This window comes from Ideonella sp., from assembly GCF_041918995.1.
Taxonomy (GTDB): Bacteria; Pseudomonadota; Gammaproteobacteria; order Burkholderiales; family Burkholderiaceae_C; genus Ideonella.
Genome location: NZ_JAYRUN010000002.1, coordinates 207990 through 234048 on the forward strand (window position 1 = coordinate 207990; position 26059 = coordinate 234048).

Below are 26059 nucleotides of genomic sequence, written 5' to 3' on the forward strand. Positions count from 1 at the left end.
TGTGGGGCGGGGCGATGCGGGGAGCGCCGAGGCGCGCAGCGGGTGCCCGCGCGCGCGCCGCGCGCATCGTCTTCTGACTCGCCGCCGGTGCCTGCGCTGCGCGAACGCCGTTCGCGCAGCGAGTGCGAATGGGCCCGGGCCGGCAGGCCGCACGGGGGGCCCGCACCCACCGCTGCAGTGCACCTCTCGCACCGCCCCACACCCTGCCGATCGCCACACCCCGCGATGACCGCCACGACCATTCCGGCCCCCGCCTCCGTCCGCCCGGCCCCGCCGCGCTCGCGGGCCCTCACCCTCGCCGTGGCCGCCACGGTCGAGCTGCTCGTGCTGTGGTTCACCTGGCGCCTGGCCGCCAGCGGGCAGCTGCTGCTGGGCACCGCCACGCTGGTCCTGGGCACCTTCGCCGTCTACACCTACAGCGCCGCCACCTCGCTGGCCTGGCGCTACCTGCTGCCCGGCGTGGCCGGCATGCTGCTGTTCGCCGCCTTCCCGCTGCTCTACACCGTGCAGCTGGGCTTCACCAACTACTCCTCCGCCCACCTGCTGAGCGAGCAGCGCGCGCGCGCCTACCTGCTGGACCAGACCGACGTGGACGAGGCCCGCGCCTTCGCCAGCCAGGTGTTCGCTGCGGGACAGGGGCTGCAGCTGGTGCTCACCCATGCCGACGGCCGGACCCGCCTGGCCACGCCCGCCCTGCCCCCCGGCGCCCTGCCACGCGAGCCCGTGGCGCTGCAGCCCCTGGTGGACGCGCCGCCCGGCACGCCCCTGGGCCTGCGCGAGGTGATCGCGCACCGCGAGCGCCTGCGCGCCCTGACGCTGCGCGCACCGGACGGCACGCTGCTGCACTACACCGGCGTGCGCGAGTTCGGCCCGCTCGAGCGGCTGTGGACGGCCGGCGACGACGGTGGCCTGGTGCACGCCGCCACCGGCCAGGTGTGGCGCCCGAACCGCGACACCGGCTACTTCGAGAACGCCGCCGGCGAGCGCGTCTCGCCCGGGTTCAAGGTGAACATCGGCTGGGCCAACTACGCCCGCATGCTGGGCGACGCCGACTTCCGCGGCCCCTTCGTCAGCATCTTCGGCTGGACGGTGGTGTTCTCGGCGCTCACCGTGCTGTTCGCCACCGCCATCGGCATGACCCTGGCCGTGCTGCTGAACTGGGAGGCGCTGTCGCACCGGGCGCTCTACCGCACCCTGCTGTTCCTGCCCTACGCCGTGCCGGGGTTCATCAGCATCCTGGTGTTCAAGGGGCTGTTCAACCAGAACTTCGGCGAGATCAACGCCATCCTCGATGCGCTGTTCGGCATCCGCCCGGCCTGGTTCGCCGACCCCACGCTGGCGCGCGCGATGCTGCTGATCGTCAACACCTGGCTGGGCTACCCCTACATCATGGTGCTGTGCACCGGCCTGCTCAAGGCCATCCCGGCCGACCTGTACGAGGCCTCGGCCATCGCCGGCGCCGGCCCGCTGACCAACTTCTTCCGCATCACGGCGCCGCTCATCGCCCGGCCGTTGACGCCGCTGCTCATCAGCGCCTTCGCCTTCAACTTCAACAACTTCGTGCTCATCGCGCTGCTCACCGACGGGCGGCCCGACTACCTGAACACCAAGCTGCCGGCCGGCACCACCGACATCCTGGTGAGCTACACCTACCGCATCGCCTTCACGGACGCCGGCGCCAACTTCGGCCTGGCCGCGGCCATCTCCACCCTGATCTTCGTGGTGGTGGCGCTGATGTCGCTGCTGAATCTGCGCCTGACCGGTGCGGCCACCCCCGCCCCGAGGAGCTGACCCATGCCCATCGTCACCGGCCGGCGCCAGCGCTGGCGCATCCTGGCGGCCCATGCGGGGCTGTGGGTGCTGATCGCCGTCACGCTGTTCCCCTTGCTGGCCGTCATCTCCATCTCGCTGCGGCCGGGCAACTTCGCCACCGGCTCGCTCATTCCCACCGACATCAGCCTGGAGCACTGGAAGCTGGCGCTGGGCTTCGCCCACGTGCTGCCCGACGGCACGCGGGTGGAGCCGCCCTTCCCCGTGCTGCGGTGGCTGTGGAACTCGGTGAAGATCGCCACGGTCTCGGCGGCGCTCATCGTGGCGATCTCCACCACCGCGGCCTACGCCTTCTCGCGCCTGCGCTTTGCCGGCAAGCGTGCGCTGCTGTCGTCGATGCTGCTGCTGCAGATGTTCCCGGTGGCGGTGGCGCTGGTGGCCATCTACGCCATCTTCGAGGGCCTGGGCGGGCTGGTGCCCGGGCTGGGCATCGAGACACACGCCGGCCTGGTGCTCGCCTACCTGGGCGGCGTGGCCACCCATGTCTGGACCATCAAGGGCTACTTCGACACCCTCCCCGCCGAGATCGAGGAGAACGCCGTGGTGGACGGCGCCAGCCACTGGCAGGCGTTCCGCCTGGTGCTGCTGCCCATGGCCGTGCCCATCCTCATGGTGGTCTTCGTGCTGGCCTTCATCGGCACCATCATCGAGTACCCGGTGGCCTCGGTGCTGCTGCGCGAGGAGCCGCACCTCACGCTGGCCGTGGGGTCCAAGTTCTACCTGTACGACCAGAAGTACCTCTGGGGCGACTTCGCCGCCGCGGCGGTGCTGTCGGGCCTGCCGATCACGCTGGTGTTCCTGGCGGCCCAGCGCTGGATCGTCTCGGGCCTCACGGCCGGCGGGGTCAAGGGGTGAGGGCCCGCGGCTGGCTCGCCGCCGGCGCCGCCGCACTCGCTGCCGCGATCGCCCATGCCCCCGTGGCGGCCTCGGCCACGCCCTCACTGGACACCTTGCGCATGCACGATCCCGCCCCCCGCCCCGTGGCCGGCTGCACCGCGGCCCCCCCGCCCGCCCACACGCCGGCGGCCACGCCCGCTCCCTTCGGCGACACCGTGCTGTACCTGCGCGGCAGCATGAACAACTGGGGCGCGCTCGACGAGCACGCCTTCCAGTTCCACTGCGACGCGTACTACCTCAACGTCCGTCTCGCCGGCCGCCACGAGTTCAAGATCGCCGACGCGGCCTGGACACCGTCGCTGACCTCGCCCGCGCAGACGCTGGCGTTCGACGGCAGCGAGCAGACGCTGCGCGCGGTCATCGTGGCCGACCGGGTGCTGCTCAGCCTCGGCCCGAAGGCCTTCGACGACCCGGCCACCCGGCCGGTGGTGCACCCGGTGGCAGCCAGCCTGCGCTTCGATTCGCGCAGCGCGGCCCACAAGCGCCCCTTCGGCGCCGTCACCGAAGGCAGCGCCATCGACTTCACCGTCACCGCCCTGCCGGGGGTGCAGCGGCTCACGCTGGTGGTGGAGCGGCGGCGCCTGGAAGGCAACCAGGAACGGCTGGACTACGAGCCGGTGGCGCGCGTGCCCATGCGGCGCCAGCCCGCCCCGACCCCCGGCGGGCACGAGCGCTGGACCGCGCGCCACACCTTCGGCGACAAGGCCATCTACGGCTACTGGTTCGAGGCCTGGGTGGCCGGGCCCGACGGTCCCGACGCCCCGGCCGGAGGCCCGCCCCAGCGCGTCCTGCTGCAGAACAACGCCGAGAGCGTGTTCTGGACACGCGAGCGCGGCACCCACGGCGCCGGCGTGGTGGGCCACCCGCCCAGCCGCGACAGCGCCATCCGGCGCTTCCGCCAGACGGTGTACGACCCGAAGTTCGAGGTGCCGGCGTACGCGGCCGACCTCGTGTACTACTACGTCTTCCCCGAGCGCTTCCGCAACGGCGACCGCGAGAACGACCCCCGCCCTGGCGGCGGCCGCCCGCAGGACCGCTACCAGGACCACCCGGTGGAGCGCCACGCCCGCTGGACCGAGGCCCCCTGCAAGCCAGGCACCGGCGACGGCTCGGACGCGGTCTACAACAACGATTTCTTCGGCGGTGACCTCGCCGGCCTGATCGACAAGCTCGACGACATCCGCGAACTGGGCGCCAACGCGCTGTACCTGACGCCCATCTTCCAGGCCGCCAGCAACCACAAGTACGACACCGCCGACTACCACCGCATCGACCCCGCCTTCGGCAGCAACGCCGACTTCGAGCGCCTGACGCGCGAGGCCGCGCGGCGCGGCATGCGGGTGGTGATCGACGCCTCGTTCAACCACGTGGGCAGCGACTCGGTGTACTTCAACCGCCACGGCCGGTTCGGCAGCGACGGCGCCTTCCAGGGCGGGCGGGTGAACCCGGCCTCGCCCTACGCCAGCTGGTTCCGGCTCGACCCGACGCAGACGGATCCCGACAGGCAGTACCGCGGCTGGGTGGGCGTGGCCGACCTGCCGGAGCTGGACAAGTCCTCGCGCGCCTGGCGCGACTTCGCCTACGGCCGACCCGATGCGGTGACCCGCGTCTGGCTGGACCGCGGCGCCGCCGGCTGGCGCATGGACGTGGCGCCGTGGGTGCCCGACGACTTCTGGCGCGAGTGGCGCCAGGCCGTGAAGGCGCACCGGCCCGACGCGATCACCGTGGCCGAGACGTGGTTCGATGCCGCCAAGTACTTCCTGGGCGACACCTTCGACTCGACCATGAACTACATCTTCCGCAACACCGTGCTGGCGATGGCCGGCGGCGGGGATGCGGCGCTGCTCTACCGCAACCTGGAGCTGCTGCGCGAGGCCTATCCACCCCCTGCCTTCCATGCCCTGATGAACCTGCTGTCCACCCACGACCAGGCACGCTCGCTGCATGTGCTGGGGTGGACGGACGGTGCCCCCCCGGCGGCGGTGGCGCAGGCCAGGCGCCGCTACCGCCTGGCCCTGCTGTGGCAGATGACCTACCCCGGCGCCCCGGCCATCTACTACGGCGACGAGGTCGGGGTGACGGGCGGCGACGATCCCTTCAACCGCGCCACCTACCCCTGGCCAGACGAAGGCGGCCAGCCCGACCTCGCCCTGCGCGCCGAGGTGCAGCGCCTGGTGCAGCTGCGCCACCGCGAGCCGGTGCTGCGACGGGGCAGCCTCGATGCGCCGCTGTTCGCCGATGCGCAAGCGATCGTGCTGGCGCGGCGCCTCGGCCACCGCTGGGCCCTCACCGCCTTCAACCACGCCGACACCCCGCGCGAACTCACCCTCGCGCTGCCCGACGGTGCGCCCGCCGGCCCGTGGGCCGACGCGCTGGCCCCGGACGCGCCGGTGCACGCGGCAGCCCGGGACCGCACCCTCACCCTGCGCCTGCCGGCACTCGGCGGGCAGGTGCTGCTGGCCGGCGACGGGCCCACGCCTTGAGCGCGGCCCGCGCGGCGCCGGACAGCCGGCGCCCGCGCCTGTTCGCCGTGGCGTGGCCGCTGTTCGTCGAGCTCGGCCTGGGCATCGCCGTCAGCGTGGCCGGCACGCTGCTGGCCGCCCGCGTGTCCGACACGGCCGGCGCCGCCTTCGCGCTCGCCAACCAGGTCGGCGCCACGCTCTTCGTCGTGTTCCGCATCATCGGGGCGGGCATCGGCGTGGTGCTCACCCAGGCCCTGGGCGCGGGCCACGCCGCGGCAGCCGACCGCGTCGCCCGCGCAGCGCTGGCCGCCCGCACCTGGGTGGGCGGCGCCGTGGCGCTGGCGGCCGCCGGCGGCGCGCGGGCGCTGCTGTCGGCGATGAACGCGCCGCCGGACGTGCTGGCCCTGGCCGCCCCCTTCCTGCTGGCCCTGGCGCCCGCGCTGCTGGGCGACGCCTGGAACGCCGCCATGGCGAGCGTGGTGCGCAGCCACCTGCACACCCGCGACACGCTGGTGGTGATCGTCTGCATGCACCTGGCGCACCTGGCACTCGCCGTGCCGCTGATGACCGGCGCGGCCGGCTGGCCCGCGCTGGGCCTGACCGGCTATGCCCTGGCGCTGGGCGCCAGCCGCGCGCTCGGCCTGGTGCTGCACCTGGGGCTGTGGCGCTGGCGGCTGGGGCTGCGGCCGCGCTGGCGCGACTGGCTGTGGGCGCCCCGCGCCGAGCTGGCGGCCATGCTGCACATCGGCCTGCCCGGCGCGGCCGAGAACATCGGCTACCGCCTGGCCTTCATGGCCAGCGTGGCCGCGGCCACGCAGCTCGGCGCCGGCGCGCTGGCCACGCACGCCTACACCTCGCAGCTCATGTACGGCGTGCTGCTGTTCGGCCTGGCCACCGGGCTGGCGGTCGAGATCCTCACCGGCCACCTCATCGGCGCCGGCCAGTGGCACGCCGCCCACCGCCTGGTGCGCCGGGCCCTGGCGCGCGGCCTCGCGGCCAGCATCGCCATCGCCGCCGCGGTGGCCCTGCTGTCCCCGGCGCTGCTGCGCGGCTTCACCGACGACCCCGCCATCGTGCAGGCCGGCGTGGGGCTGATGTGGATCACCGTGGCACTGGAGCCAGGCCGCACCTTCAACCTGGTGCTGGTGAACGCCCTGCGCGCCGCCGGCGACGCCCGCTACCCGGCCCTGGCCGGCGCCGCCTCGATGGTGGGGGTGCTCGCCGGCGGTTCGTGGCTGTTCGCGGTGGTGCTCGGCTGGGGGCTGCCCGGCCTGTGGCTGGCCTACACCGCCGACGAGTGGATCCGCGGCCTGCTCATGTGGCACCGCTGGTCCACGCTGGGCTGGCTGCCGCACGCCCGGGCCGCGCGGCGGCGTCTGCGCGCCCGCGCCCTGGACAGCGCGCGGGCCTGAGCCGGCATACTGCGGCGCGCGCCTGCGCCCCGTCCACCGCTGCCTCCAGCCCCCGCCATGTCCGACCTGCCCCCGCTGCCCCCCCTGGCCCCTGGCCGCTACCGCCACCACAAGGGCCGGGACTACGAGGTGCTCGGCGTGGCGCGGCACAGCGAGACGCTGGAACCGGTCGTGGTGTACCGGCCGCTGTACGGCGACGGTGCCCTGTGGGTGCGCCCGCATGCCATGTTCGTGGAAGCCGTCCAGGTGGACGGACGCTGGCAGCCGCGCTTCGCGCCCGTCGCCCCGGCCGAGCGCCCATGACAAAGGCCTCCGGCGGTTGAACCGCGGGAGGCCTCGGGGCCGCTGGGGGCGCCGCGGGTGGCGGCGCTGGAAGGCGGCGGTGGAAGGCCGCGCTGAAGGGCAGCTTCAGCGCGGAGGCATCACAGCTTGTAGTTGATGCCCAGCAGGTAGGTCGTGCCCACGTTGACCGTCTCCACGATGTTGTTGGGCGTCTCGGCGTAGCGCTTGTACTTGGTGTTGCCGATGTTGTAGCCCTGCAGCACCACGCCCAGGCCCTTGAGCCAGCCCTGCTGGAACTCGTAGCCGATCTGCGCGTCGTTGATCGTCTCGCCCTTGATGTAGACGAGCTGGCGGTCACCCACGTCGTTGCGGCGTTCGCCCACGAAGTCGGAGCGCTGGCGCTGCGAGTAGCGGACCTGGAAGCCGCCGTTCTCGTAGTAGGCGGTCAGGCTGCTCACCTCCTTGGACAGGCCCGGCAGCTCCATGCGGCCGTTGCCGCCGTCGGTCAGGTCGGGCGGGTTCAGCGAGCTGTCGGTGTTGGAGTAGCTCGCCACCAGGCCGAAGCCGGCCAGCGGCTTCCACAGCATGTCCAGCGGCAGCGAGGCGGACAGCTCCACACCGCTGATCGAGCCACCCTTGCCGTTGATGGTGGTGCTGTAGGTGCCGATGGTGGACGGCAGGCGCGGCATGTCGGGCGTGAGGTAGGGCTCGAAGTCGCGCAGGACGACCTCGTTCAGGACGTAGCTCTTGATGTCCTTGTAGAAGCCGGCGATGCCCACGTAGGCCTTGTTGCCCCAGTACTTCTCGTAGGACAGGTCGATCGCGTTGGCGCGGAAGGGCCGCAGGAACGGGTTGCCGCCGCTGCCGTTGTAGACCTGGGTGGTGGGGGTCACGCCATCGATGGAGTTGCTGGCCCGCATCTGCTGCATGTTCGGGCGCGCCATCACCTTGGCCAGGCCGAAGCGCACGATGTTCTGGTTGCCCAGGTCGAAGGCCAGGTTCAGGCTGGGCAGCACATCGCCGTAGGTGGCGCCGCGCGTCACCTCGGTGGCCTCGCGGTTGGAGTCGTCGGAGCCGGAACCCAGGTCCACCGAGAAACCGGTGGATTGCTGGTCCGTGTGGACGTACTGCAGGCCGAGGTTGCCGCGCACCGGGATGCCGAACAGCTCGGTGTCGATGTCGCCCTTCACGTACAGCGTGGTGAGCTTCTCCTTGACCGTCCAGTCCTTGTTGTAGATGTCCGGGTGGCGCTTGGACTCGATGTCGTAGATGGCGTCGAGGTTGGCCACGGGGTCGAACACGGCGATGGGAATGCCGCTGTCGCCCGCCACCATCGTGCTGCCGCCGGGCATGGCCGCGAAGCCGTACGGGTCGCCACCCTTGATGACCAGGCGGCCCTCGATGAACTCGCGCTGCTTCTTGCGGTCGGCGTAATTGACGCCGAAGTCCATGCCGCTGAACCAGCCGTTGCCCTCCAGGTCCTTGCGGCCGGACAGGCGCAGCGACGACAGGTCGTCCTCCACGTGCGGCTGCTTGGTGTAGCCGGCCTGCGGGAAGTTGGGGCCACCGCCCCAGCCCATGACGTCGGTGAGCACCATCTCGTTCGGGTCGGCGTACGAGCGGCCCGGGGTCACGCGCAGGCGGCCGCCGGTGCTGTCGAAGGCCAGCGTGTCGCCCTCGAAGGCGGCGGTGCTGGCCGTCGTCTCGACGATCACTTCCTCGCGGTCGGCGTGCGAGTAGCTCAGGTCCAGCGCGGCGCTCCAGCCGTCGGCCAGCTTGAGCTTGTTGTTCCAGCCGAAGGCCTGGGTCTCGTCCTGGATGCTCTGGGCGTCGTTGCGCACAATGCCGCGGAAGTTGTCCCAGGTGCCGCTGACGGCGACGCCGTCGACCACCGTGTAGTCGCGCAGCGTGCGGCGCTGGCCGTAGGGCAGCGTCTCGCCGCCACCCCAGATGAGCGCGCCCTGGAAGCCCTTCTTGTCCAGCTGCTTGTCGTACGTGGAGTACATCAGGTCGAAGGTGGAGCTGAAGTGGCGGGTGGGCCGCCACTCGAGCACCGCCATGACGCCCTCGCGCTTCTCGGTGATCTGGTCGGTGAAGAACTCGAAGCCGCCCGGCGCCTGGAAGCTGGGCCCGGTGCAGACGCCGTCCACCACGTCGCCGTCGCAATAGCCCGTCAGGCCCCAGCTGCCGCCGCGCGTCTGCGCGCCCAGGTCACGGTCGGTCTTGGCATAGCCGATGGCCAGGCCGAGCGTGCGGTCCAGGTACTGGTCGATGTAGGACAGGCTGTAGCGGTTGCCGCTGCCCTCGCTGGCCGCGCCGATGCCGTTCTGCTCCTGGCGGTAGTTGACGACGATCTGCCGGCCGTTGAAGTTCAGCGGCCGCACCGCCAGCATGTCCACCGTGCCGGCCAGTCCCTGGCCGATCAGGCCGCCGTCGGGCGTCTTGTAGACGTTCACGCCGGCGAGCATCTCCGACGGGTACTGGTCGAACTCGACCGTGCGGCTGTCGCCGGTGGAGACCACCTCCCGGCCGTTGAGCAGCGCGGTGGAGAAATCCGGCGACATGCCGCGGATGCTGATGAGCTGGGCCGAGCCGCCCTGCGGGTTGCGCTGGGCCGTCAGGCCCGGCAGGCGGGCGATGGACTCGGCGATCGACGCGTCCGGCAGCTTGCCGATGTCCTCGGCCGAGATGGATTCGACGATGTTGTCGGCGTTCTTCTTCACCGAGATGGCGCTCTCGATGCCCTTGCGGATGCCGGTGACGGTGACCTTCTGCACCGTCTCCTCGGCCTGCTTCTCCTCGGCCGCCGGCGCGCTCTGCGCCCAGGCGGCACCGGTGGCCAGCAGCAGGGCCGAACACGCGGCCGCCACGGGGCTCACCCGGAAGGCGCCGCGCCCCGGGCGGGCCGCCCGGCGCTGGTCCATCGTCGATGTCATGGGGGACTCCTCAAGCTTTTGTCGAACAACACACGCACCACGCCGACCTCGGCCCCGCCCCTCACAAGACGAAAGTACCGATCGATCAGTCTGCCGAGAATTCTGTACTAAAACTAGATTACGCCGTACCTCAGGCAATCCCTTAGTGGCCCACCGTCTCCGCGATCGGCCGCGCAATCTCCCTGTAAGAATGCCCGCGCACGTCTCGGTCTCTCCTCGTTCGCCTACCCGCCGTCGCGATGTAGTCGGGGTTTTCAGAGTCTGTAGTGTCACTACAGCACGTGCGACGCATGGACGGCCGCGCGCCGCCGCGGCCGGGTGCCGCGGCGGACGAAGCCGAAGGGGAAAGGCGCCGGGCGGCGGCCGGCCGGCAGCCGCTCAGCGCGGGCGCGGCACGCCGGTGCCCACCTCGGCGTCGATGGCCGCGGCGGCGCCGGTGAGGGCGACGAGGGTGTCGGTGATGAGCGCCGTGGGGACGGCGCGCAGGTAGGCGGCGAACCGGCCCTTGGCCTCGAAGCGGTCGCGGAAGGGCGAGGCGAAGAAGCGCTCCGCCATGCGCGGCACGATGCCGCCGCCGATGTACACGCCGCCACGGGCGCCCAGCACCAGCGCCACGTTGCCGGCGAAGCTGCCCAGCAGGCTGCAGAAGACGTCGAGCGTGCGATCGCTGGCGGCGTCGCTGCGCGCCAGGCCCGCGGCCATCACCTGCTCGGCCGACCAGGGCGCGGCCACCGGCTGGCCCAGCACCTCGGCCACGGCCGCGTGCAGCACGGGCAGGCCGATGCCCGACAGCAGCCGCTCGGCCGACACATGCTCGTACTGCCGCCGCACGCAGCGCAGCAGGTCGGACTCGAAATCGTCGCCCGCGGCCAGGGTGGCATGGCCGCCCTCGCCGGGCAATGCCTGCCACCCGTGGCGCGTGGGCACCACGCCGGCCACGCCCAGGCCGGTGCCGGGCCCGATCACCGCGCGGGCGCCGGGCCCACCGGGCGCGGCGCCGTGCGTGCGCAGCTGCGCCGGGCCCAGCCAGGGCAGCGCCAGGGCCAGCGCCTCGAAGTCGTTGAGCACGAGCAGGCTGTCCAGCGCGAGATCACGCTGCAGCGCCTGGCGCGAGAAGGCCCAGTGGCTGTTGGTGAAGGCCACCCGGTCGTCCACCACGGCGGTGGCCACCGCGACCGCCGCATGGCGCGGCACCGCGCGCGTGCCCATGGCGGCGGCCAGCTGCTCCAGGTAGGCCCGCGCGGCATCGGCGGGCACCGCGAACTCCGGCACCGCCAGCTTGCGCACGTGCGACACCGGCTCCCCGGCCGCCGCCACCCAGCCGAAGCGGGCGTTGGTGCCGCCGATGTCGGCCACCAGTCGGGGGAAGCCCGCGTCGCTCGGAAGGGGGGTGCAGGGGGCAGGCGTGGGCGTCATGGGACACAGCAGGCAAAAGGGGAAGGTAGCAAAACTACCGGCGTTTCACAACCAGAGCGACCCGACCAACCAGTGACGGCGTAGCGGAAGTACAGACGATCCCCTGAACATCCCCCAGGCGCCCGGGCCCCAGACGAGTGCAGCAATGCGGGTACCATGGCTCGCATGACGCGTGCCGACCTGATGGGCCGTCTGCTCGCTTTCGTGGCCCGGCTCATCACCGGCGCCCAGGGCCACTGGAAAGGGTGCGCGCCAGAGGCGGTGCAGCGCATCTACTTCGCCAACCACCAGAGCCACCTGGACTGGGTGCTGATCTGGGCCGCCCTGCCCGGCGAGCTGCGCACCCACACCCGCCCCATCGCCGCCAAGGACTACTGGACGGCCAGCCCGTTTCGCCACTGGCTCACCCGCGAGGTGTTCCACGCGGTGTACGTGAACCGCACCCGCACCGACGACCAGGACCCGCTGGAGCCGCTGGTGCACGCCCTGGCCGCCGGTGATTCGCTGGTGATCTTCCCCGAGGGCACGCGCAGCCTGAAGGGCGACCCCATGCCCTTCAAGAGCGGCCTTTTCCACCTGGCCGAGCAGTTCCCGCAGGTGCAGCTGGTGCCGGCCTGGATCGACAACGTGCAGCGCGTCATGCCCAAGGGCGAGGTGGTGCCGGTGCCGATCCTGTGCACCGTCACTTTCGGCCCGCCGCTCGTGCGCCAGGCGGGCGAGGACAAGCGCGACTTCCTGGTGCGGGCGCGCCAGGCGGTGCTGGCCCTGCGGCCGCGCGTGCAGTGAGCGCAGCGACCATGGTCTCGACCCTGCGCGCCCTCACGCCCGAGCAGCAGGTGGGCCTGCTGTTCCTCCTCGTCTTCGGCCTGCTGGGCGCGGTGACCATCGGCGCACTGCTGCTGGGCCTGCGCGACCGCCCCGCCGCCTGGATGGCCGCCTACGACCGCTTCCAGCGCGACCTGCGCGCGGTGTGGGTGGGCGCGGTGGTGTTCTGGCTGGCCTGGGTGTCCGGCCCACTGGGCGCCACGCTGCTGTTCGGCGCGTTCTCGTTCTTCGCGCTGCGCGAGTTCATCACGCTCAGCCCCACGCGGCGCGGGGACCACCGCAGCCTGCTCCTCGCCTTCTTCGTGGTGCTGCCGGTGCAGTACCTGCTGGTGGGCCACCGGCATTTCGACCTGTTCACGGTGTTCATCCCCGTCTACGCGTTCTTCGCCATCCCGGTGGTCAGCGCCCTGGCCGGCGACCCCGAGCGCTTCCTGGAGCGCAACGCCAGCATCCAGTGGGGGATCATGGTGTGCGTCTTCGGGCTGTCGCACGCGCCCGCGCTGCTGCTGCTCAACTTCCCGGGCCAGCCGCCGGGGCGCGGCGCCTTCCTCGTGTTCTTCCTCGTGGTGGTGGCCGCGGTCGCGCAGATCGTGCAGGAGGCGGCCAGCCGCTGGCTGCGCCGCCGGCCGCTGGCGCGCCACATCAGCCGCAGCTTCTCGTGGCAGGCGTGGGTGCTGGGCTCGGCCACCGGCGCGCTCGCCGGCGGGCTGCTGTTCTGGATCACGCCCTTCAAGCCGCCGCAGGCCCTCGCCATGGCGCTGCTGGCGGGCGCCGCGGGCACCCTGGGCGAGTTCGTGATGAAGGCGCTGAAGAAGGACGCGGGCGTGGCCTACTGGGGCAACCAGGCCGCCGTGACGGGCGCCGTCGGCCTGCTGGACCGCGTCGCCCCGCTGGCCTTTGCCGCCCCGGTGTTCTTCCACTCGGTGCGCTGGTACTTCCGGCTCTGAGCATGACCCGCATCCTCGGCATCGACCCCGGCCTGCAGACCACCGGCTTCGGCGTGGTGGAGCGCGACGGCGCGCGGCTGCACTACGTGGCCAGCGGCACCATCCGCACCACCGGCGCAGGCGCCCGCGGCGTGACCATGGGCGACCTGCCCAGCCGCCTGAAGATCATCTTCGACGGCGTGCGCGAGGTGGCCGAGCGCTACCAGCCGGTGGAGTCCTCGGTGGAGATCGTGTTCGTGAACACCAACCCCCAGAGCACCCTGCTGCTGGGGCAGGCACGCGGTGCCGCGATCACAGCCTTGGTCAGCGCGGGGCTGCCGGTGGCCGAGTACACCTCGGCCCAGTTGAAGAAGGCCATCGCCGGCCACGGCGGCGCCGCCAAGGCCCAGGTGCAAGCCATGGTGATGCGCATGCTGGCGCTGCCGGGCCTGCCGGGGCCGGACGCCGCCGACGCGCTGGGCCTGGCCATCACGCATGCGCACGCGGGCGGCTCCTTCGCGGCGCTGGCGGAAGCCACGACGCTGGCACGCCGGCCGCACGCCCAGTTCCGCAAGGGCCGCACCTACTGAGGCATCGCGCACGCTGCCGGACAGCCGTCAGCCGGCAGCGGCCTCCTGCGGCCCTGCGGCGGCGGCAGGCAGCGGCGCCAGGGTGGCCTCCCACAGCGTCAGGCGGACCCGGCGGCCGGGGGACTGCTCGGCATCGGACTGCGCCAGCACGCGCGGCGGCCGGGCCAATGCGGCGCGCAGCCCCGCCGGCAGCTCCCCGGCGCTGACCACCCACACCAGCCGGGGCTGGCGCGCCGGCCGCAGCGGGGCCGACAGCTCGAAGTGGTTCATCGGCGGCCGCCCCGCCTCCTGCCAGGCCACCCAGCCAGGCGCAGGCGCCGGTGCGGTGGCCGCCAGGGGCGTCGTGCCCGCCCAGGCCGCGGTCATCAGCCCCGTCGGGGCGGCCACGCCGGGCCCGTCCGTCGGCACCGGCGGGCCCGGCGGCAGCAGGCCGCGCCAGGCCCACGCGCCGTGCGCCAGCACCGCCCGGTCGGCGCCCAGCACGGCCGGCGCGGGCGCATGCGGGTGACGGCGCACATGCGCGGCCAGCGCCTCGGCGAGCGCCGGGCGCAGCCCGTCGAACGCCGGCTCCCAGCCGCGCATGCGGGCCCACACGTCCAGGCGTCGCGGCAACGGCTCGCCCACGGCATGCGCCAGGTCGCCCGCCAGCGTGACGGCGGACAGCACCACCGCCTGCACCGCCAGCACGGCATGCCAGCGCGACAGCCGCTCCACCCCGCCGGTGCGCTGCGGCGCCACCACCAGCGTGATCGCCAGGATGGCGCCGATCAGGGCCGGCGCAGCCCAGTTCAACTCGGCCTGCGCATGCAGCGCCTGCGCCAGGCCCGCCAGCAGCACCGGCCCGGCCAGCCAGGCGGCGAAGACGAGCCCCGTGCGTCGTGCGGTGTCCGGCGCCCGGGCCGGCCCCGACCCGACGCCCTGGCCCTGCCGCCACGCGTGCAGCGCCTGCCAGGCGCCCCAGGGCGCCACCACCGGGCCGAGCAGCAGCACCAGGCCGCCCAGGTAGCCGGCGAGCGTGCGGCCCAGCGGTTCGGCCTGCGCACCGAGCGTGATCTCGGCCGTGTGGCGCAGGGTGGGCCAGCCATGCAGGGCGTTCCACATCAGGTGCGGCGCGAACAGGAGCGCGGCCACCGCGCCCGCCACCATCGGGCCGGCCAGCCGCCGGGGCCGGGCCAGCGTCAGGCCCACGCCGGCGACCGACACGGCGAACGCCGCCATCGTGTACTTGGACAGCAAGCCCAGGCCCAGCCACAGGCCCACCCAGAGCCAGTCGCGCCACCGGTCGCCGCGTGCCGCGCGCCACAGCGCCCGGCTGGCCAGCGCCCAGGCCAGCAGCAGCGGGGCGTCGGTGGTGGCCACCAGGCCCAGCAGGGCCGCCACCGGCGACACCATGAACAGGCCGGCCGCGAGCCAGCCCGCGCGCTCCGCCCGCCCCGTGCTGCCGCCTCCCCCTGCCTCGCCCGCCATCTCGGTGGCCAGGCGGTACAGCACCCAGGCGGTGAGCGGATAGCACAGCATGGCCAGCGCCTTCACGCCCAGCAGGCTGTCGCCCAGCACGGCGGTGGACGCGGCGATCAAGGCGGCGATGGCCGGCGGCTTGGAGTAGTAGCCCCAGTCCAGCGCGCGCGACCAGGCCCAGTACTGCGCCTCGTCCACGTGCAGGCCGGCGTCGACATGCACCACCGTCCAAGCCCGGCTGAGCGTGATGCCCAGGAGCACCAGCACGAGCAGGCCCCCCTGCACGAGCCAGGCGCCGAGCGGCGCGATGCCGCCGGCGCGCTCGCCCTCGCCGTGGCCGGGGCGAGCGCCGCCACACGGCGGCCGGCCAGGGCTGCCGCAAGGAGATCCCGGTCGCATGGGCGCGCCTCAGGGCATGCCGGGTTCCTCGCCCCCCAGCGCCTTGTACAGCGCCAGCCGGTTGAGGAGTTCACCCAGGCGGGCCTGCACCAGCGACTGCTCCGCGGCCGCCACCGAGCGCTCGGCATCGAGCAGCTCGAGCAGGCTGGCCGCGCCGGCCTCGTGGCGCAGGCGCGTCAGGCGCAGGCGCTCGCGTTCGCCGTCCTGCAGCTGCTGCAGGGCCTGCACCTGGCTGCGCCAGGCCCCCTGCGCCCGCAGCCCGTCGGCGGTCTCGCGGAACGCCACCTGGATGGCCTTCTGGTACTGCGCCAGGGCGATGTCACGCAACACCTCGGTGCTGCGCAGGTTGGCCTGGTTGCGGCCGGCGTCGAAGAGGGCCACCGCCGCCTGGCCCGCGAGCGTCCACGCGAAGGTGCCCGACTCGACCAGCCCGCGCAGCGTGTCGCTGACCACGCCGGCGCTCGTGCTCAGCGTGAGGCGCGGGAACAGCGCGGCGCGCGCGGCGCCGATGTTGGCGTTGGCGGCGATGAGCTGCTGCTCGGCCTGCATCACGTCCGGGCGCGCCAGCAGCACGCTCGACGGCAGCTCGGGCACCGGCGCCAGCAGCGCGTCCGACAGCGTCACGCCGGCCGGCGCATGGCGCCCGGCGGCAGCCGCCTGCTGGCCCACCGGCTCGCCCACCAGCAGCGCCAGGGCGTTGGCGTCCTGCGCCACCTGGCGCTCGAGCGCGGCCACGCTGGCGCGCGACTGCGCCGTCAGGCCCCGCGTGCCATGCAGCTCCACGTCCGACGCGGCCCCCACCTGCACGCGCAGCTCGGTGAGCTGCAGCGTGCGCTCACGGGCGGCGAGGGTCTGGCGTGCCAGCGCCAGCTGCTCCTCGTCGGCGGCCAGCGTGAACCAGGTGGCCGCCACCTGGGTGACCAGGGCCAGCCGCGCCGCGCGCGCCCCGGCTTCGGTGGCCAGCAGGTTCGCCGCCGCGGCGTCGCTCAGGCTGCGCACGCGGCCCAGCAGATCGAGCTCGTAGCTGGTGACCTGCAGCCCGGCCTGGAAGGTGTTGGTCTGGTCGCCTGCCGTGTTGGGCGCGCGGCTGGCGCTGACCGCGGCCGCCACCGTGGGCCAGCGGTCCGCCTCGGTGATGCGCAAGGCCGCGCGGCTGCGCTCCACGTTGAGCAGCGCCACGCGCAGGTCGGTGTTGTTGGCGAGCGCCTGGTCGACGAGGGTGCGCAGGCGCGCGTCGCGCAGGAACTCGCGCGTGGCGGGCAGCGAAGCGGCGGGTGCCGAGACGCCCGCGGCGGGTGCGTCCACCAGCGGGGAGGTGGGCCGCTGGTAGTCCGGCGCCAGGCTCATGCAGCCGGCGGCGAGCAGCGCGGTGGCCAGCGCCGTGGGGATGAGAGCGGCACGGGTCCACCGGCCGCCGCGGGCCGCCCGGGGGGCGGACATCGTCTGGCCGTGCATCACCGGCCCTCCTTGTTCGAGTTGTTGTCCAGGTGCAGCGCTTCGGCCGCGGCCGCATCCGCCTCGGGCGAGGAGATGGAGGTGCCGTGGCCGGCCACATGGCCGCCCGGGAACAGGCGGCGGATGACCACGAAGAACACCGGCACCAGCAGCACGGCCAGCACCGTCGCCGTGATCATCCCGCCCATCACGCCGGTGCCGATGGCACGCTGGCTCGCCGAGCCGGCGCCCGAGGCGATGGCCAGCGGCAGCACGCCCAGGATGAAGGCGAAGCTGGTCATCAGGATCGGCCGGAAGCGCAGGTGGCAGGCTTCCAGCGTGGCCACCAGCAGGCTCTTGCCTTCGGCCTGCAGGTCCTTGGCGAACTCGATGATCAGGATCGCGTTCTTCGCCGACAGGCCGATGATGGTGATCAGTCCGACCTTGAAGTACACGTCGTTGGGCATGCCGCGCAGCCACACGCCGGCCAGCGCGCCCAGCACGCCCAGCGGCACCACCAGCAGCACGGCCACCGGGATGCTCCAGCTCTCGTAGAGCGCGGACAGGCAGAGGAACACCGCCAGCATCGAGAACGCGAGCAGGATGGTGGCCTGCGCACCCGAGAGCTTCTCCTCGCGCGACTGGCCGGTCCACTCGAAGCCGAAGCCCGGCGGCAGCTGCGACACCAGCCGCTCCATCTCGGCCATGGCCTCCCCCGTGGACACGCCCGGCGCCGCGTCCCCGGCGATCTTCATCGCCGGGTAGCCGTTGTAGCGCACGGTCTGCAGCGGGCCGGTGACCCAGCGCGTGCTGGCGAAGGCCGACAGCGGCACCTGCTGGCCGCGGTTGTTGGGCACGTGCAGCTGCAGGATGTCCTCCGGCTGCATGCGCGACCGCGCCTCGGCCTGCACGATGACGCGCTGCAGGCGGCCGGCATTGGGGAAGTCGTTCACGTAGCTGGAGCCAAGCGCGGTGGACAGCACGGCGCCGACGGTGTCGAAGCCCACGCCCAACGCGGCAGCGCGCTCGCGGTCCACGTCCAGCTGCAGCTGCGGCGCGTCCTCCAGGCCGTCGGGGCGCACGCCCGCGAGCAGCTTGCTCTGCGAGGCCATGCCCAGCAGCTGGTTGCGCGCGCCCAGCAGGGCCTCGTGCCCCTGGCCGCTGCGGTCCTGCAGCCGGAAGTTGAAGCCGGTGGCCGTGCCCAGCTCGGGGATGGGCGGCGGCGAGAGCGGGAAGATGAACGCATCGCGGATGCCCATGAGCGCGCCGAACGCCCGGCCCGCGAGCGCCTGCGCGGTGTGCTCCGCGCCCTGGCGCTCCTCCCACGGCTTGAGCGGCACGAAGGCCAGGCCCGCGTTCTGGCCGGAGCCGGAGAACGAGAAGCCCAGCACGGCGACGATCTTGTCGACCTCGGGCTGCGCCAGGAAGAACTGCTCGACCTGCTTCATCACCGCCTCGGTGCGCGCCTGCGAGGCGCCGGGCGGCAGCTGCACGTTGACGACCAGGTAGCCCTGGTCCTCGTTGGGCAGGAAGGACGTGGGCAGGCGCGTGTACATCAGGCCCGCGGCGGCGAGGATCACCGCGTACAGCACCAGGAAGCGCCCGGCGCGCGGCAGGATGCGCGCCACCACCGACTCGTAGCCCTTGGCCGTGCGGCGGAAGCCGCGGTTGAACCAGCCGAAGAAGCCCTTCTTCTCGTGGTGGCCGGCAGGCACCGGCTTGAGCAGCGTGGCGCACAGCGCCGGCGTCAGCGACAGCGCCATGAAGGCCGACAGCAGCATGGACGCCACCATCGCCAGCGAGAACTGGCGGTAGATGTTGCCCACCGAGCCGCTGAAGAAGGCCATCGGCACGAAGACCGACACCAGCACCACGGTGATGCCGATGATGGCGCCGGTGATCTGGCCCATGGCCTTGACGGTGGCCTCGCGCGGCGGCAAGCCCTCCTCGGCCATGATGCGCTCGACGTTCTCCACCACCACGATGGCGTCGTCCACCAGGATGCCGATGGCCAGCACCATGCCGAACAGCGTGAGCACGTTGATGGAGAAGCCGAAGGCCAGCATCGCGGCGAAGGTGCCCATCAGCGCCACCGGCACCACGATGGTGGGAATCAGCGTGTAGCGGATGTTCTGCAGGAACACCAGCATCACGATGAACACCAGCGCGATCGCCTCGATCAGCGTCTTGACCACCTCCTCGATGGAGATGCGCACGAACTTCGAGCTGTCGTAGGGCACGTCGTAGCTCATGCCCTCGGGCATGAACTGCTTGAGCTCGTCCATGCGCTCGCGGATGGCCGTGGCCGTGGCCAGCGCGTTGCCCGTGGGCGACAGCTGCACGCCGATGCCGTTGGCGGTGACGCCGTTCAGCCGCGCGGAGGTGGCGTAGGCCTGGCCGCCCAGCTCCAGCCGCGCCACGTCCTTCAGCCGCACGGACGAGCCATCGGCGTTGGTGCGCAGCAGGATGTTGCCGAACTGCTCGATGCTGGCGAGCTGGCCGTTGACGGTGATGGTCGCGTACAGCGTCTGCTCGCTGGTGGCGGGCAGCCCGCCCACCGTGCCGGCGGACACCTGCAGGTTCTGCGCACGGATGGCGGCGTTCACGTCGGCCGTGGACAGGCCATAGCCCACCAGCTTGGCCGGGTCCACCCACACGCGCATGGCGCGCTCGCTGCCGAACAGCTGCGCCTGGCCCACGCCGGGCACCCTCAGCAGCTCGGGCACGATGTTGCGCGCCGCGTAGTCACCCAGGGCGATGGGGTCGTGGTCCGGGTTGGTGGAGGTGAGCATCACCACCAGCAGGAAGTTCGCGCGCGCCTTGTCGATGCGCACGCCCTGCTGCGTCACGGCCGCGGGCAGCCGCGGCGTGGCCCGCGACACGCGGTTCTGCACCTCGATCTGGGCGATGGAGATGTCGGTGCCCGGCTCGAAGGTGGCCGTGACGGTGCCGGTGCCGCTCGCGTCGGCGCTGGACTCCATGTAGATGAGGCCCGGCGCGCCGTTGAGCTCCTGCTCGATGACGGACAGCACGCTGTCCTCCATCACCTTGGCGGAGGCGCCGGGGTAGGCACTGGAGATGACGATCGCCGGTGGCGCCACCGTGGGGTACTGGGCCACGGGCAGCCGGGTGATGGCGGCTGCGCCAATGACCACGATGAACAGGGCGATCACCCACGCGAAGATGGGTCGGTCGATGAAGAAGCGGGAGTTCATGGTCGTGTGCTCGTTGGCTCCCGGGTCAGCGGCTGGCGGCGGAGGCGGCGGGGGCCGCGCCGGCGGGCGCGGATGCACCGGCCGCGCCGGAGGCGGCCACCGGGCTCCACGGCACCGGCTTGACCGGGGCGTTCGGGCGGATCTTCTGGAAGCCGTCCACCACCACCTGCTCACCGGCCTTCAGGCCGCCCAGCACCACCCATTGCGGGCCCTGTGCCGTGGTCTGGGTGCCGCCGAGCTGCACGCCACGGGTGGACACCATGCCGTCGGCACCCACCACCATCACGGTGTCGCCGCCCGCGCCGCGGGTGACGCCCTGTTGCGGCACCAGCATGCCGTCCGACCGCGTCGCCTGCGCCAGCCGCACGCGCACGTACAGGCCGGGCAGCAGCTCACCCCGGGGGTTGGGCACCTCGGCGCGCAGCATCACCTGGCCGCTGGTGGCGTCCACGGTGAGGTCGGCGAACAGCAGCCTGGCCGGCAGCGGGTAAAGGCTGCCGTCGTCCAGGATGACGCGCGCATCGGACTGCGCCGCCTTCAGCTGCCCGGATTCGAAGGCGCGCTTCAGGCGCAGCGCCTCGGTGGCCGATTGGGGGATGTTCACGTACAGCCGGTCGGTCTGCTGGATGGTGGCCAGCAGCGTGGCCTCGGCCTGGCTCACCAGCGCGCCCTCGGTGACCTGCGCCCGGCCGATGCGCCCGCCGATGGGCGCCTGCACGGCCGCGTAGCCCACGTTCAGCCGAGCCTGCGCCACGGCGGCCTGGGCCGCGGCCACGTCGGCCACGGCCTGCTTGTGCGCAGCCTGGGTGGCCACCCACTCCTGCTGGCTGATGGCACGCGCCTCGGCCAGCGGACGGTTGCGCGCCAGCTGCGCCTCGGCCTGCGCCAGGGCGGCTTCCGCACGCGCCTGCGTGGCCAGGGCACTGTCGAGCGCGGCGCGGTAGGCGGCGTCGTCGATCTGGAACAGGCTCTGGCCGGCGCGCACGGTGCTGCCCTCTTCGAACAGGCGCTTGTTCACGACGCCGGTCACGCGAGCGCGCACCTGCGCCGTGCGCCAGGCCTCCAGGCGACCCGGCAGCTCGGTGGACAGCGTCACGCCGGACGGCTGCACCGTCACCACGCCCACCGGCATGGCGGGCATCTGGCCGCCTGGGCCGCCTGCGCCACCGGCCGCGGTGGAGCCACCGCAGGCCGTGAGCAGGAAGGCCGCGGCCGCGAGCGCCGTCAGTGCCGTGAGCGCGGTGATGGCGCGCGGAAAGCGGCGTCGGGCCGCCGCGGAAGAGGGGTTGGGTGCGTGCATGGCGTCGGGTGTCATGGGCGGTGTTCTTATTGGGTTCGACGATCGGCAAACCACGCGCTCGACAAGGAGGCGTCTGCCGGGCTGGTCAAGGCGGCGCAGTATACATACAATCGTGTATGTATGTTGACACCGCCCTGCTGACAACGGGCCGTCAGCAGGCGTGCAGCGACAATCCCCCTAGCTCTGATTGCCCCCTCATGGTCCGCCGCACCAAGGCCGAAGCCGAATCCACCCGCCACCAGATCCTGGATGCCGCCGAGCGCGAGTTCCTCGCCCGCGGCGTGGCGCACACCCGCCTGCAGGACGTGGCGGTGGCCGCCGGCGTGACACGCGGTGCCATCTACTGGCACTTCGAGGACAAGGCGGCCCTGTTCAACGCCATGATGGAGCGGGCGTTCCTGCCCTGCGAGGCGGGTGAATGCCCCGGCTGCCCGCCGGCCGACGACCCGCTGGGCCGGCTGATGCGCCAGGCCACCTGGCCGCTGCGTGTGCTGGCCGAGAACGAGCAGGTGCAACGCGTCTTCCGCATCGCCATGCACCAGACCGAGTACACCGAGGAGCTCGCCTCGGTGCAGCAGCGCTACCTGGAGGGCATCAACCAGTTCCGCGACGACCTGCAGGCGCAGCTCGAGGTGGCCAGCCAGGCCGGCCTGCTGCGCCCCGGGCTGTCGCTCAAGGCCGTGGCGCTGGGCCTGTTCGCCCTGGTGGACGGCCTGATGCACCACTGGACACTGCAGCCCGGCGGCTTCGACCTCGTGGAGTGTGGCGACGCCGCCGTCAAGGCCTACGTGAATGGCCTGCGCGCCGCGCTGCCCGCCGCCCCCCCGTCGGCTACAGCAGCAGCGCCAGCCGCTCCAGGACGAGCACCGCGAGCGCGCCGATCGCCGCCAGCACGGTCCACTTGACGATCACCAGGCCGCGGCGCCGCCATACCGGGTCCTTCGTGGCGATGTAGGTGGCCAGGCAGGCCAGGCCGGCCACGAGCAGCAGGCCGAAGACGAGGCGAAAGAGCATCATGGGGTGGGTCTCGGCGACAGCCCATGGCCGTCACCAGGCAGGTGCCAGCTCGGCGAAACCGGTGGGGGCGAGCGACTCGTCCTCGAAAGTGACGAGCTCCCAGGCGGACGCATCGGCCAGCAGCGTGCGCAGCAGCCGGTTGTTCAGCGCGTGCCCGCCCTTGTACGAGGTGTAGGCGGCCAGCAGCGGGCGGCCGGCCACGTAGAGGTCGCCGATGGCGTCGAGGATCTTGTGCTTGGCGAACTCGTCGTCGTAGCGCAGGCCCTCGCTGTTGAGCACGCGGTAGTCGTCGATGACGATCGCGTTGTCCATGCTGCCGCCGAGCGTGAGGCCGCGCGCGCGCATGGCCTCCACGTCCTTGGTGAAGCCGAAGGTGCGCGCGCGGGCGATCTCCTGCTTGTAGCGGCCGGAGCCCATGTCGAAGGTGGTCTCCTGCCCGGTGGCGTCCACCGCAGGGTGGTTGAAGTCGATCTGGAAGCTCAGCTTGTAGCCGTGGTGCGGCTCCAGGCGGGCCCACATCAGGCGCGCGCCCTCGCCCTCGCGCACCTCGACGGTCTTCTTCACCTTGATGAAGCGCTTGGGCGCGTTCTGCAGCTCGATGCCCGCGCTCTGCAGCAGGAACACGAAGCTGGCCGACGAGCCGTCGAGGATGGGCACCTCGTCGGCGGTGATGTCCACGTACAGGTTGTCCAGCCCCAGGCCCGAGCAGGCGGACATCAGGTGCTCGATGGTCTGCACCTTGGGTGCGCCCGGGTCGCCGCCCGGCGAGATGGTGGACGCCATGCGGGTGTCGCACACCGAATCGAAGCGCACCGGGATGTCCACCGGCTGGGGCAGGTCGACCCGGCGGAAGACGATGCCGGTGTCGGGCGCGGCCGGACGCAGGGTGAGCTCCACCCGCTGGCCGCTGTGCAGGCCCACGCCCACGGCGCGGGTGATGGACTTGAGGGTGCGTTGCTGCAGCATGGCGGGGCCATTGTCCGTCAGGGCGCGGTGTCCCGCCCCAAGGGCAGGTCAAGCACCACCCGCGTGCCGCGGCCCACCACGCTGTCCACCTGCAGGCGCCCGCCCAGGCGCGCCGCCCGCAGCGCCAGGTGGCGCAAGCCCCGTCCCGTGGCCGCGGGGCCAGGCTCGAAGCCGCAGCCGTCGTCCTCCACCTGCACCCGCACGTGCTCGCCCAGCGGGCGCGTGGCAATGCTCACATGGCGCGCCGCCGCATGCTTGAGCACGTTGGTGAGCACCTCCTGCACGATGCGCAGCACCTGCAGCGCGTCCGGCGGGTTGAGCCAGGGCAGCGGCGGCAGGTCCTGCACGTCCCAGTGCAGCACCAGGCCTGCGTCCTCCAGGCGGCGGCCCAGGCGGTGGCGCAGCGAGGCCAGCAGCGTCACCAGGTCGTGCTCGATGGGCTCGAGCGAGTCGATGACCAGCCGCAGGTCATCCAGGCACTCGCGCAGCACGCCGGCCAGCGCATCGGGGGCGAAGCGGCCCTGCTCGGCCAGCACCAGCGACGACATCAGCGTGGAGCCCAGCCCGTCGTGCATGTCGCGCATCAGGCGCTGGCGCTCCAGCAGCAGGGCCTGGTCCCGCTCGACGGCGCGCAGGCGCTCGTGCTGCAGGCGCAGCTCGGCTTCCCGTTCGGCCAGCCGCGCCTCCAGCCCGGCGTTGACGCGCTCCACCGCCTCCATGGCGGCGCTGTAGCGGCGCTGCACCGCGTACAGGAAGGCCAGCAGCATGACGAAGGTGCCCACCGGCAGCAGGTAGGCCGATTCCACCGGGGCCCGGCCGGCCACCAGCAGCAGGTCGTGAGCGCCGAGCGCGAGGTTGAACCACAGCACGCCCACGATGGCCCGGAACTCCGGCCCCCCGCCGCGCCAGGCCACCCCCGTCAGCCAGGCCGTGACCGCCAGGGCCACCACCGCGTTCAGCGCATGCAACTGGGCCAGAGAGCTCAGCGGCGAGCCCGGCACCGGCATGGACAGCAGAGACACCGAGGCCACGAACACGGTGAGCAGGCGCTCCACGCGCGGGTAGCTGCGCGCGTCGAAGCGGAAGGCGAACAGGTAGATCAGCAGCATGCCCCAGGACAGCGAGGCCTGGCTCGCCCACCAGAACCAGCCGTACGCGGCGCGGTCGGCGGGCATGTCGATGGTGTAGTGCAGCGCGCGCAGCGCCCAGACCGCCGAGCTGCAGAAGAACAGCAGGTACGCCGGCTCGCGCGGCCGACGCAGCCAGTGCAGCAGGGCGCACGCGCCGAGCGCCAGGAAGGTGAGCGATCCCACCTGTGGCAGCGACAGCTGCAGCAGGCGCCGCCAGCCGTCGCGCCGGGCCAGCGGCTCGCGCGGGCCGACGAGCACGCGCGACAGCTGGTGCTGGCCGCTGTCGTAGCGCACCAGCCCCAGCGCCAGGTGCACGGTGGTGCCGGCCGGCGGCGCCGCGCCCAGGTCCACGAAGACCGGGCGGTTCCACTGCTCGCGCCAGCGCTCGGCACCGTCCCACAGCAGTGCCCAGTGATCACCCTCGTGGCGTATCACCTGCACCGGCCCGCCGACGACGCGCGGCACGTACAGCGCGAGCGGGCCCTCCACGCCACTGGGCACGGTGTAGTCGACGCGGTACCACCAGACGCGCAGCGGCCGGGGTTGCGCCTGCGCGGGCAGATCCCGCCGGGCCGCCTCGCGCAGCGGCAGCTCCACCGCCTGCCAGGCGGCTGCGTCGCCGGGCGACGGGGCGTCCACCTGCGGCCGCACCCGCCCGTCGCGTCGCAGGCGCGCCGCCTCGAAGGGACGCGAATGCACCCAGGCGGCACCCGCGGCCGCGGTGGCGCGGTCCACGGCCGGCGCCCAGGGCGCGTGCGCCCGGCCCAGCAGGCCCAGGCCGGCGGCCAGGCCCGCCAGCAGCGCCAGGCCCCAGGCCGCCCGCCATCGACGCCGCGCACGCTGGGCGCCCGGCGCCGCCGCGTCAGGCGGCCCGGCGGGCACCGTCGGGCCCGCCAGCTCGGCTTCAGTCACGCACCAGGCCCAGCTTGCGCGCCTCGTAGATTGCCTCGGTCTTCGAGTGCACCTGCAGCTTGCGGTAGCTGCGCTTCACGTAGGTCATGACGGTATGGCGGGACACCCCCAGCATGCGCGCGATCTCCTCGAAGCTGAAGCCCTTGGCGGAGTAGGTGAGCACCTGCCGCTCCTGCGGCGACAGCAGCGCGTCGCCATCCACCGGCCCGGCGGGGGCCGGCGCCAGGCGCTGCAGCAGGTGGCGCGCGATCACCGGGCTGATGGGGCTACCACCGGCCCGCAGGGCACGCACCGCGGCGGCCAGGTCCGCGGGGTCGCTGTCCTTCAGCAGGTAGCCGGTGGCGCCGGCCTCGAGCGACGCCATGATGTGCGCGTCGTCACCGAACACCGACACCACCATCACATCGGTGGCCGGCAGGTGCAGGTGGGCATGGCGGATGAGCTCGATGCCGCTGCCGCTGGGCAGGCCCAGGTCCACCAGCAGCACGTCCGGGCGCAGCTCCACGAGCAGCCGGCGTCCCTGTGGCAGGTCACCCGCCGTGCCGGCCAGGCGCAGACCGGGCGCGCTCGCCACCACCTCCGCGAATATCGTGAGAATACGCGTGTCGTCGTCGACGATGAGCACGGAGATCGGGGCCATCGCGCGCAGTGT

19 protein-coding genes are annotated in these 26059 nt (G+C 72.8%); 9 read left to right on the forward strand and 10 right to left on the reverse strand.

What is annotated here, in order from left to right:
• Nucleotides 1-225: 225 nt before the first annotated feature.
• The 5 genes from malF to ACE3UN_RS02750 all read left to right on the forward strand — a co-directional run bounded on the left by malF (nt 226) and on the right by ACE3UN_RS02750 (nt 6904).
• Nucleotides 226-1791, forward strand: a complete 1566-nt coding sequence (gene malF, locus ACE3UN_RS02730; protein WP_374673376.1) for a maltose ABC transporter permease MalF — start codon at nt 226-228, stop codon at nt 1789-1791.
• Between the two features lie 3 nt (nt 1792-1794).
• Entirely contained in the window at nt 1795-2685 is an 891-nt protein-coding gene (malG, locus tag ACE3UN_RS02735; RefSeq protein WP_374673377.1) for a maltose ABC transporter permease MalG, read from the forward strand.
• 101 nt (nt 2686-2786) lie between these two features.
• On the forward strand, nt 2787-5210 hold the full coding sequence (locus ACE3UN_RS02740) for a glycoside hydrolase family 13 protein (RefSeq protein WP_374673378.1): 2424 nt from the start codon (nt 2787-2789) through the stop codon (nt 5208-5210).
• Nucleotides 5207-6601, forward strand: a complete 1395-nt coding sequence (locus ACE3UN_RS02745; protein WP_374673379.1) for an MATE family efflux transporter — start codon at nt 5207-5209, stop codon at nt 6599-6601. The genes ACE3UN_RS02740 and ACE3UN_RS02745 overlap by 4 nt, the downstream gene beginning before the upstream one ends.
• A 57-nt stretch (nt 6602-6658) precedes the next feature.
• Nucleotides 6659-6904: a DUF1653 domain-containing protein gene (locus ACE3UN_RS02750; protein WP_374673380.1), complete on the forward strand. Its 246-nt coding sequence runs from the start codon at nt 6659-6661 to the stop codon at nt 6902-6904.
• Nucleotides 6905-7023: 119 nt separating this feature from the next.
• On the opposite strand, the gene ACE3UN_RS02755 is transcribed toward ACE3UN_RS02750, so the two are convergent.
• The gene (locus ACE3UN_RS02755; protein ID WP_374673381.1) at nt 7024-9819 is read right to left on the reverse strand and encodes a TonB-dependent receptor; all 2796 of its coding nucleotides are present in this window, start codon (nt 9817-9819) and stop codon (nt 7024-7026) included.
• Nucleotides 9820-10197: 378 nt separating this feature from the next.
• Nucleotides 10198-11235: a glucokinase gene (glk, locus tag ACE3UN_RS02760; RefSeq protein WP_374673382.1), complete on the reverse strand. Its 1038-nt coding sequence runs from the start codon at nt 11233-11235 to the stop codon at nt 10198-10200.
• A gap of 165 nt (nt 11236-11400) precedes the next feature.
• Here glk and ACE3UN_RS02765 point away from each other — a divergent pair, with 165 nt between their 5' ends.
• Genes ACE3UN_RS02765 through ruvC form a run of 3 tightly spaced genes read left to right on the forward strand, consistent with a single transcriptional unit; the run spans nt 11401 to nt 13576 of the window.
• Nucleotides 11401-12021 (forward strand): lysophospholipid acyltransferase family protein, encoded by a 621-nt coding sequence (locus ACE3UN_RS02765; protein WP_374673383.1) that lies wholly within the window; start codon nt 11401-11403, stop codon nt 12019-12021.
• 11 nt (nt 12022-12032) lie between these two features.
• Entirely contained in the window at nt 12033-13007 is a 975-nt protein-coding gene (locus ACE3UN_RS02770) for a phosphatidate cytidylyltransferase (protein ID WP_374673384.1), read from the forward strand.
• A gap of 2 nt (nt 13008-13009) precedes the next feature.
• The gene (ruvC, locus tag ACE3UN_RS02775; RefSeq protein WP_374673385.1) at nt 13010-13576 is read left to right on the forward strand and encodes a crossover junction endodeoxyribonuclease RuvC; all 567 of its coding nucleotides are present in this window, start codon (nt 13010-13012) and stop codon (nt 13574-13576) included.
• Nucleotides 13577-13603: 27 nt separating this feature from the next.
• Here the strand turns inward: ruvC and ACE3UN_RS02780 are convergent, their stop codons facing one another.
• From ACE3UN_RS02780 to ACE3UN_RS02795, 4 genes are read right to left on the reverse strand one after another with little or no spacing between them, the layout of a single operon-like run.
• The gene (locus tag ACE3UN_RS02780) at nt 13604-15433 is read right to left on the reverse strand and encodes an ArnT family glycosyltransferase (RefSeq protein ID WP_374673386.1); all 1830 of its coding nucleotides are present in this window, start codon (nt 15431-15433) and stop codon (nt 13604-13606) included.
• Between the two features lie 9 nt (nt 15434-15442).
• A complete protein-coding gene (locus ACE3UN_RS02785; RefSeq protein ID WP_374673387.1) occupies nt 15443-16888 on the reverse strand; it encodes an efflux transporter outer membrane subunit in 1446 nt (481 codons plus the stop codon).
• Nucleotides 16888-20082, reverse strand: a complete 3195-nt coding sequence (locus ACE3UN_RS02790; protein WP_374673388.1) for an efflux RND transporter permease subunit — start codon at nt 20080-20082, stop codon at nt 16888-16890. The genes ACE3UN_RS02785 and ACE3UN_RS02790 overlap by 1 nt, the downstream gene beginning before the upstream one ends.
• A 25-nt stretch (nt 20083-20107) precedes the next feature.
• Nucleotides 20108-21397: an efflux RND transporter periplasmic adaptor subunit gene (locus ACE3UN_RS02795; protein ID WP_374673389.1), complete on the reverse strand. Its 1290-nt coding sequence runs from the start codon at nt 21395-21397 to the stop codon at nt 20108-20110.
• 182 nt (nt 21398-21579) lie between these two features.
• On the opposite strand from ACE3UN_RS02795, the gene ACE3UN_RS02800 reads away from it, so the two are divergent.
• Complete coding sequence (locus tag ACE3UN_RS02800; RefSeq protein WP_374673390.1) at nt 21580-22287, forward strand: TetR family transcriptional regulator; 708 nt, start codon at nt 21580-21582, stop codon at nt 22285-22287.
• Here the strand turns inward: ACE3UN_RS02800 and ACE3UN_RS02805 are convergent.
• From ACE3UN_RS02805 to ACE3UN_RS02820, 4 genes are read right to left on the reverse strand one after another with little or no spacing between them, the layout of a single operon-like run.
• Nucleotides 22214-22399, reverse strand: a complete 186-nt coding sequence (locus ACE3UN_RS02805; protein ID WP_374673391.1) for a hypothetical protein — start codon at nt 22397-22399, stop codon at nt 22214-22216. The genes ACE3UN_RS02800 and ACE3UN_RS02805 overlap by 74 nt on opposite strands.
• A gap of 30 nt (nt 22400-22429) precedes the next feature.
• Complete coding sequence (lpxC, locus tag ACE3UN_RS02810) at nt 22430-23365, reverse strand: UDP-3-O-acyl-N-acetylglucosamine deacetylase (protein WP_374673392.1); 936 nt, start codon at nt 23363-23365, stop codon at nt 22430-22432.
• Between the two features lie 17 nt (nt 23366-23382).
• Entirely contained in the window at nt 23383-25407 is a 2025-nt protein-coding gene (locus ACE3UN_RS02815; RefSeq protein ID WP_374673393.1) for an ATP-binding protein, read from the reverse strand.
• Nucleotides 25400-26047: a response regulator gene (locus ACE3UN_RS02820; protein ID WP_374673394.1), complete on the reverse strand. Its 648-nt coding sequence runs from the start codon at nt 26045-26047 to the stop codon at nt 25400-25402. The genes ACE3UN_RS02815 and ACE3UN_RS02820 overlap by 8 nt, the downstream gene beginning before the upstream one ends.
• Between the last annotated feature and the right edge of the window lie 12 nt (nt 26048-26059).

Coding starts and splice junctions, on each gene's coding strand:
- malF (WP_374673376.1), top strand. CDS start 226: ATGACCGCCACGACCATTCCGGCCCCCGCCTCCGTCCGCCCGGCCCCG.
- malG (WP_374673377.1), top strand. CDS start 1,795: ATGCCCATCGTCACCGGCCGGCGCCAGCGCTGGCGCATCCTGGCGGCC.
- ACE3UN_RS02740 (WP_374673378.1), top strand. CDS start 2,787: ATGCACGATCCCGCCCCCCGCCCCGTGGCCGGCTGCACCGCGGCCCCC.
- ACE3UN_RS02750 (WP_374673380.1), top strand. CDS start 6,659: ATGTCCGACCTGCCCCCGCTGCCCCCCCTGGCCCCTGGCCGCTACCGC.
- ACE3UN_RS02755 (WP_374673381.1), bottom strand. CDS start 9,819: ATGACATCGACGATGGACCAGCGCCGGGCGGCCCGCCCGGGGCGCGGC.
- glk (WP_374673382.1), bottom strand. CDS start 11,235: ATGACGCCCACGCCTGCCCCCTGCACCCCCCTTCCGAGCGACGCGGGC.
- ACE3UN_RS02765 (WP_374673383.1), top strand. CDS start 11,401: ATGACGCGTGCCGACCTGATGGGCCGTCTGCTCGCTTTCGTGGCCCGG.
- ACE3UN_RS02770 (WP_374673384.1), top strand. CDS start 12,033: ATGGTCTCGACCCTGCGCGCCCTCACGCCCGAGCAGCAGGTGGGCCTG.
- ruvC (WP_374673385.1), top strand. CDS start 13,010: ATGACCCGCATCCTCGGCATCGACCCCGGCCTGCAGACCACCGGCTTC.
- ACE3UN_RS02780 (WP_374673386.1), bottom strand. CDS start 15,433: ATGCGACCGGGATCTCCTTGCGGCAGCCCTGGCCGGCCGCCGTGTGGC.
- ACE3UN_RS02785 (WP_374673387.1), bottom strand. CDS start 16,888: ATGCACGGCCAGACGATGTCCGCCCCCCGGGCGGCCCGCGGCGGCCGG.
- ACE3UN_RS02790 (WP_374673388.1), bottom strand. CDS start 20,082: ATGAACTCCCGCTTCTTCATCGACCGACCCATCTTCGCGTGGGTGATC.
- ACE3UN_RS02795 (WP_374673389.1), bottom strand. CDS start 21,397: ATGACACCCGACGCCATGCACGCACCCAACCCCTCTTCCGCGGCGGCC.
- ACE3UN_RS02800 (WP_374673390.1), top strand. CDS start 21,580: ATGGTCCGCCGCACCAAGGCCGAAGCCGAATCCACCCGCCACCAGATC.
- ACE3UN_RS02805 (WP_374673391.1), bottom strand. CDS start 22,399: ATGATGCTCTTTCGCCTCGTCTTCGGCCTGCTGCTCGTGGCCGGCCTG.
- lpxC (WP_374673392.1), bottom strand. CDS start 23,365: ATGCTGCAGCAACGCACCCTCAAGTCCATCACCCGCGCCGTGGGCGTG.
- ACE3UN_RS02820 (WP_374673394.1), bottom strand. CDS start 26,047: ATGGCCCCGATCTCCGTGCTCATCGTCGACGACGACACGCGTATTCTC.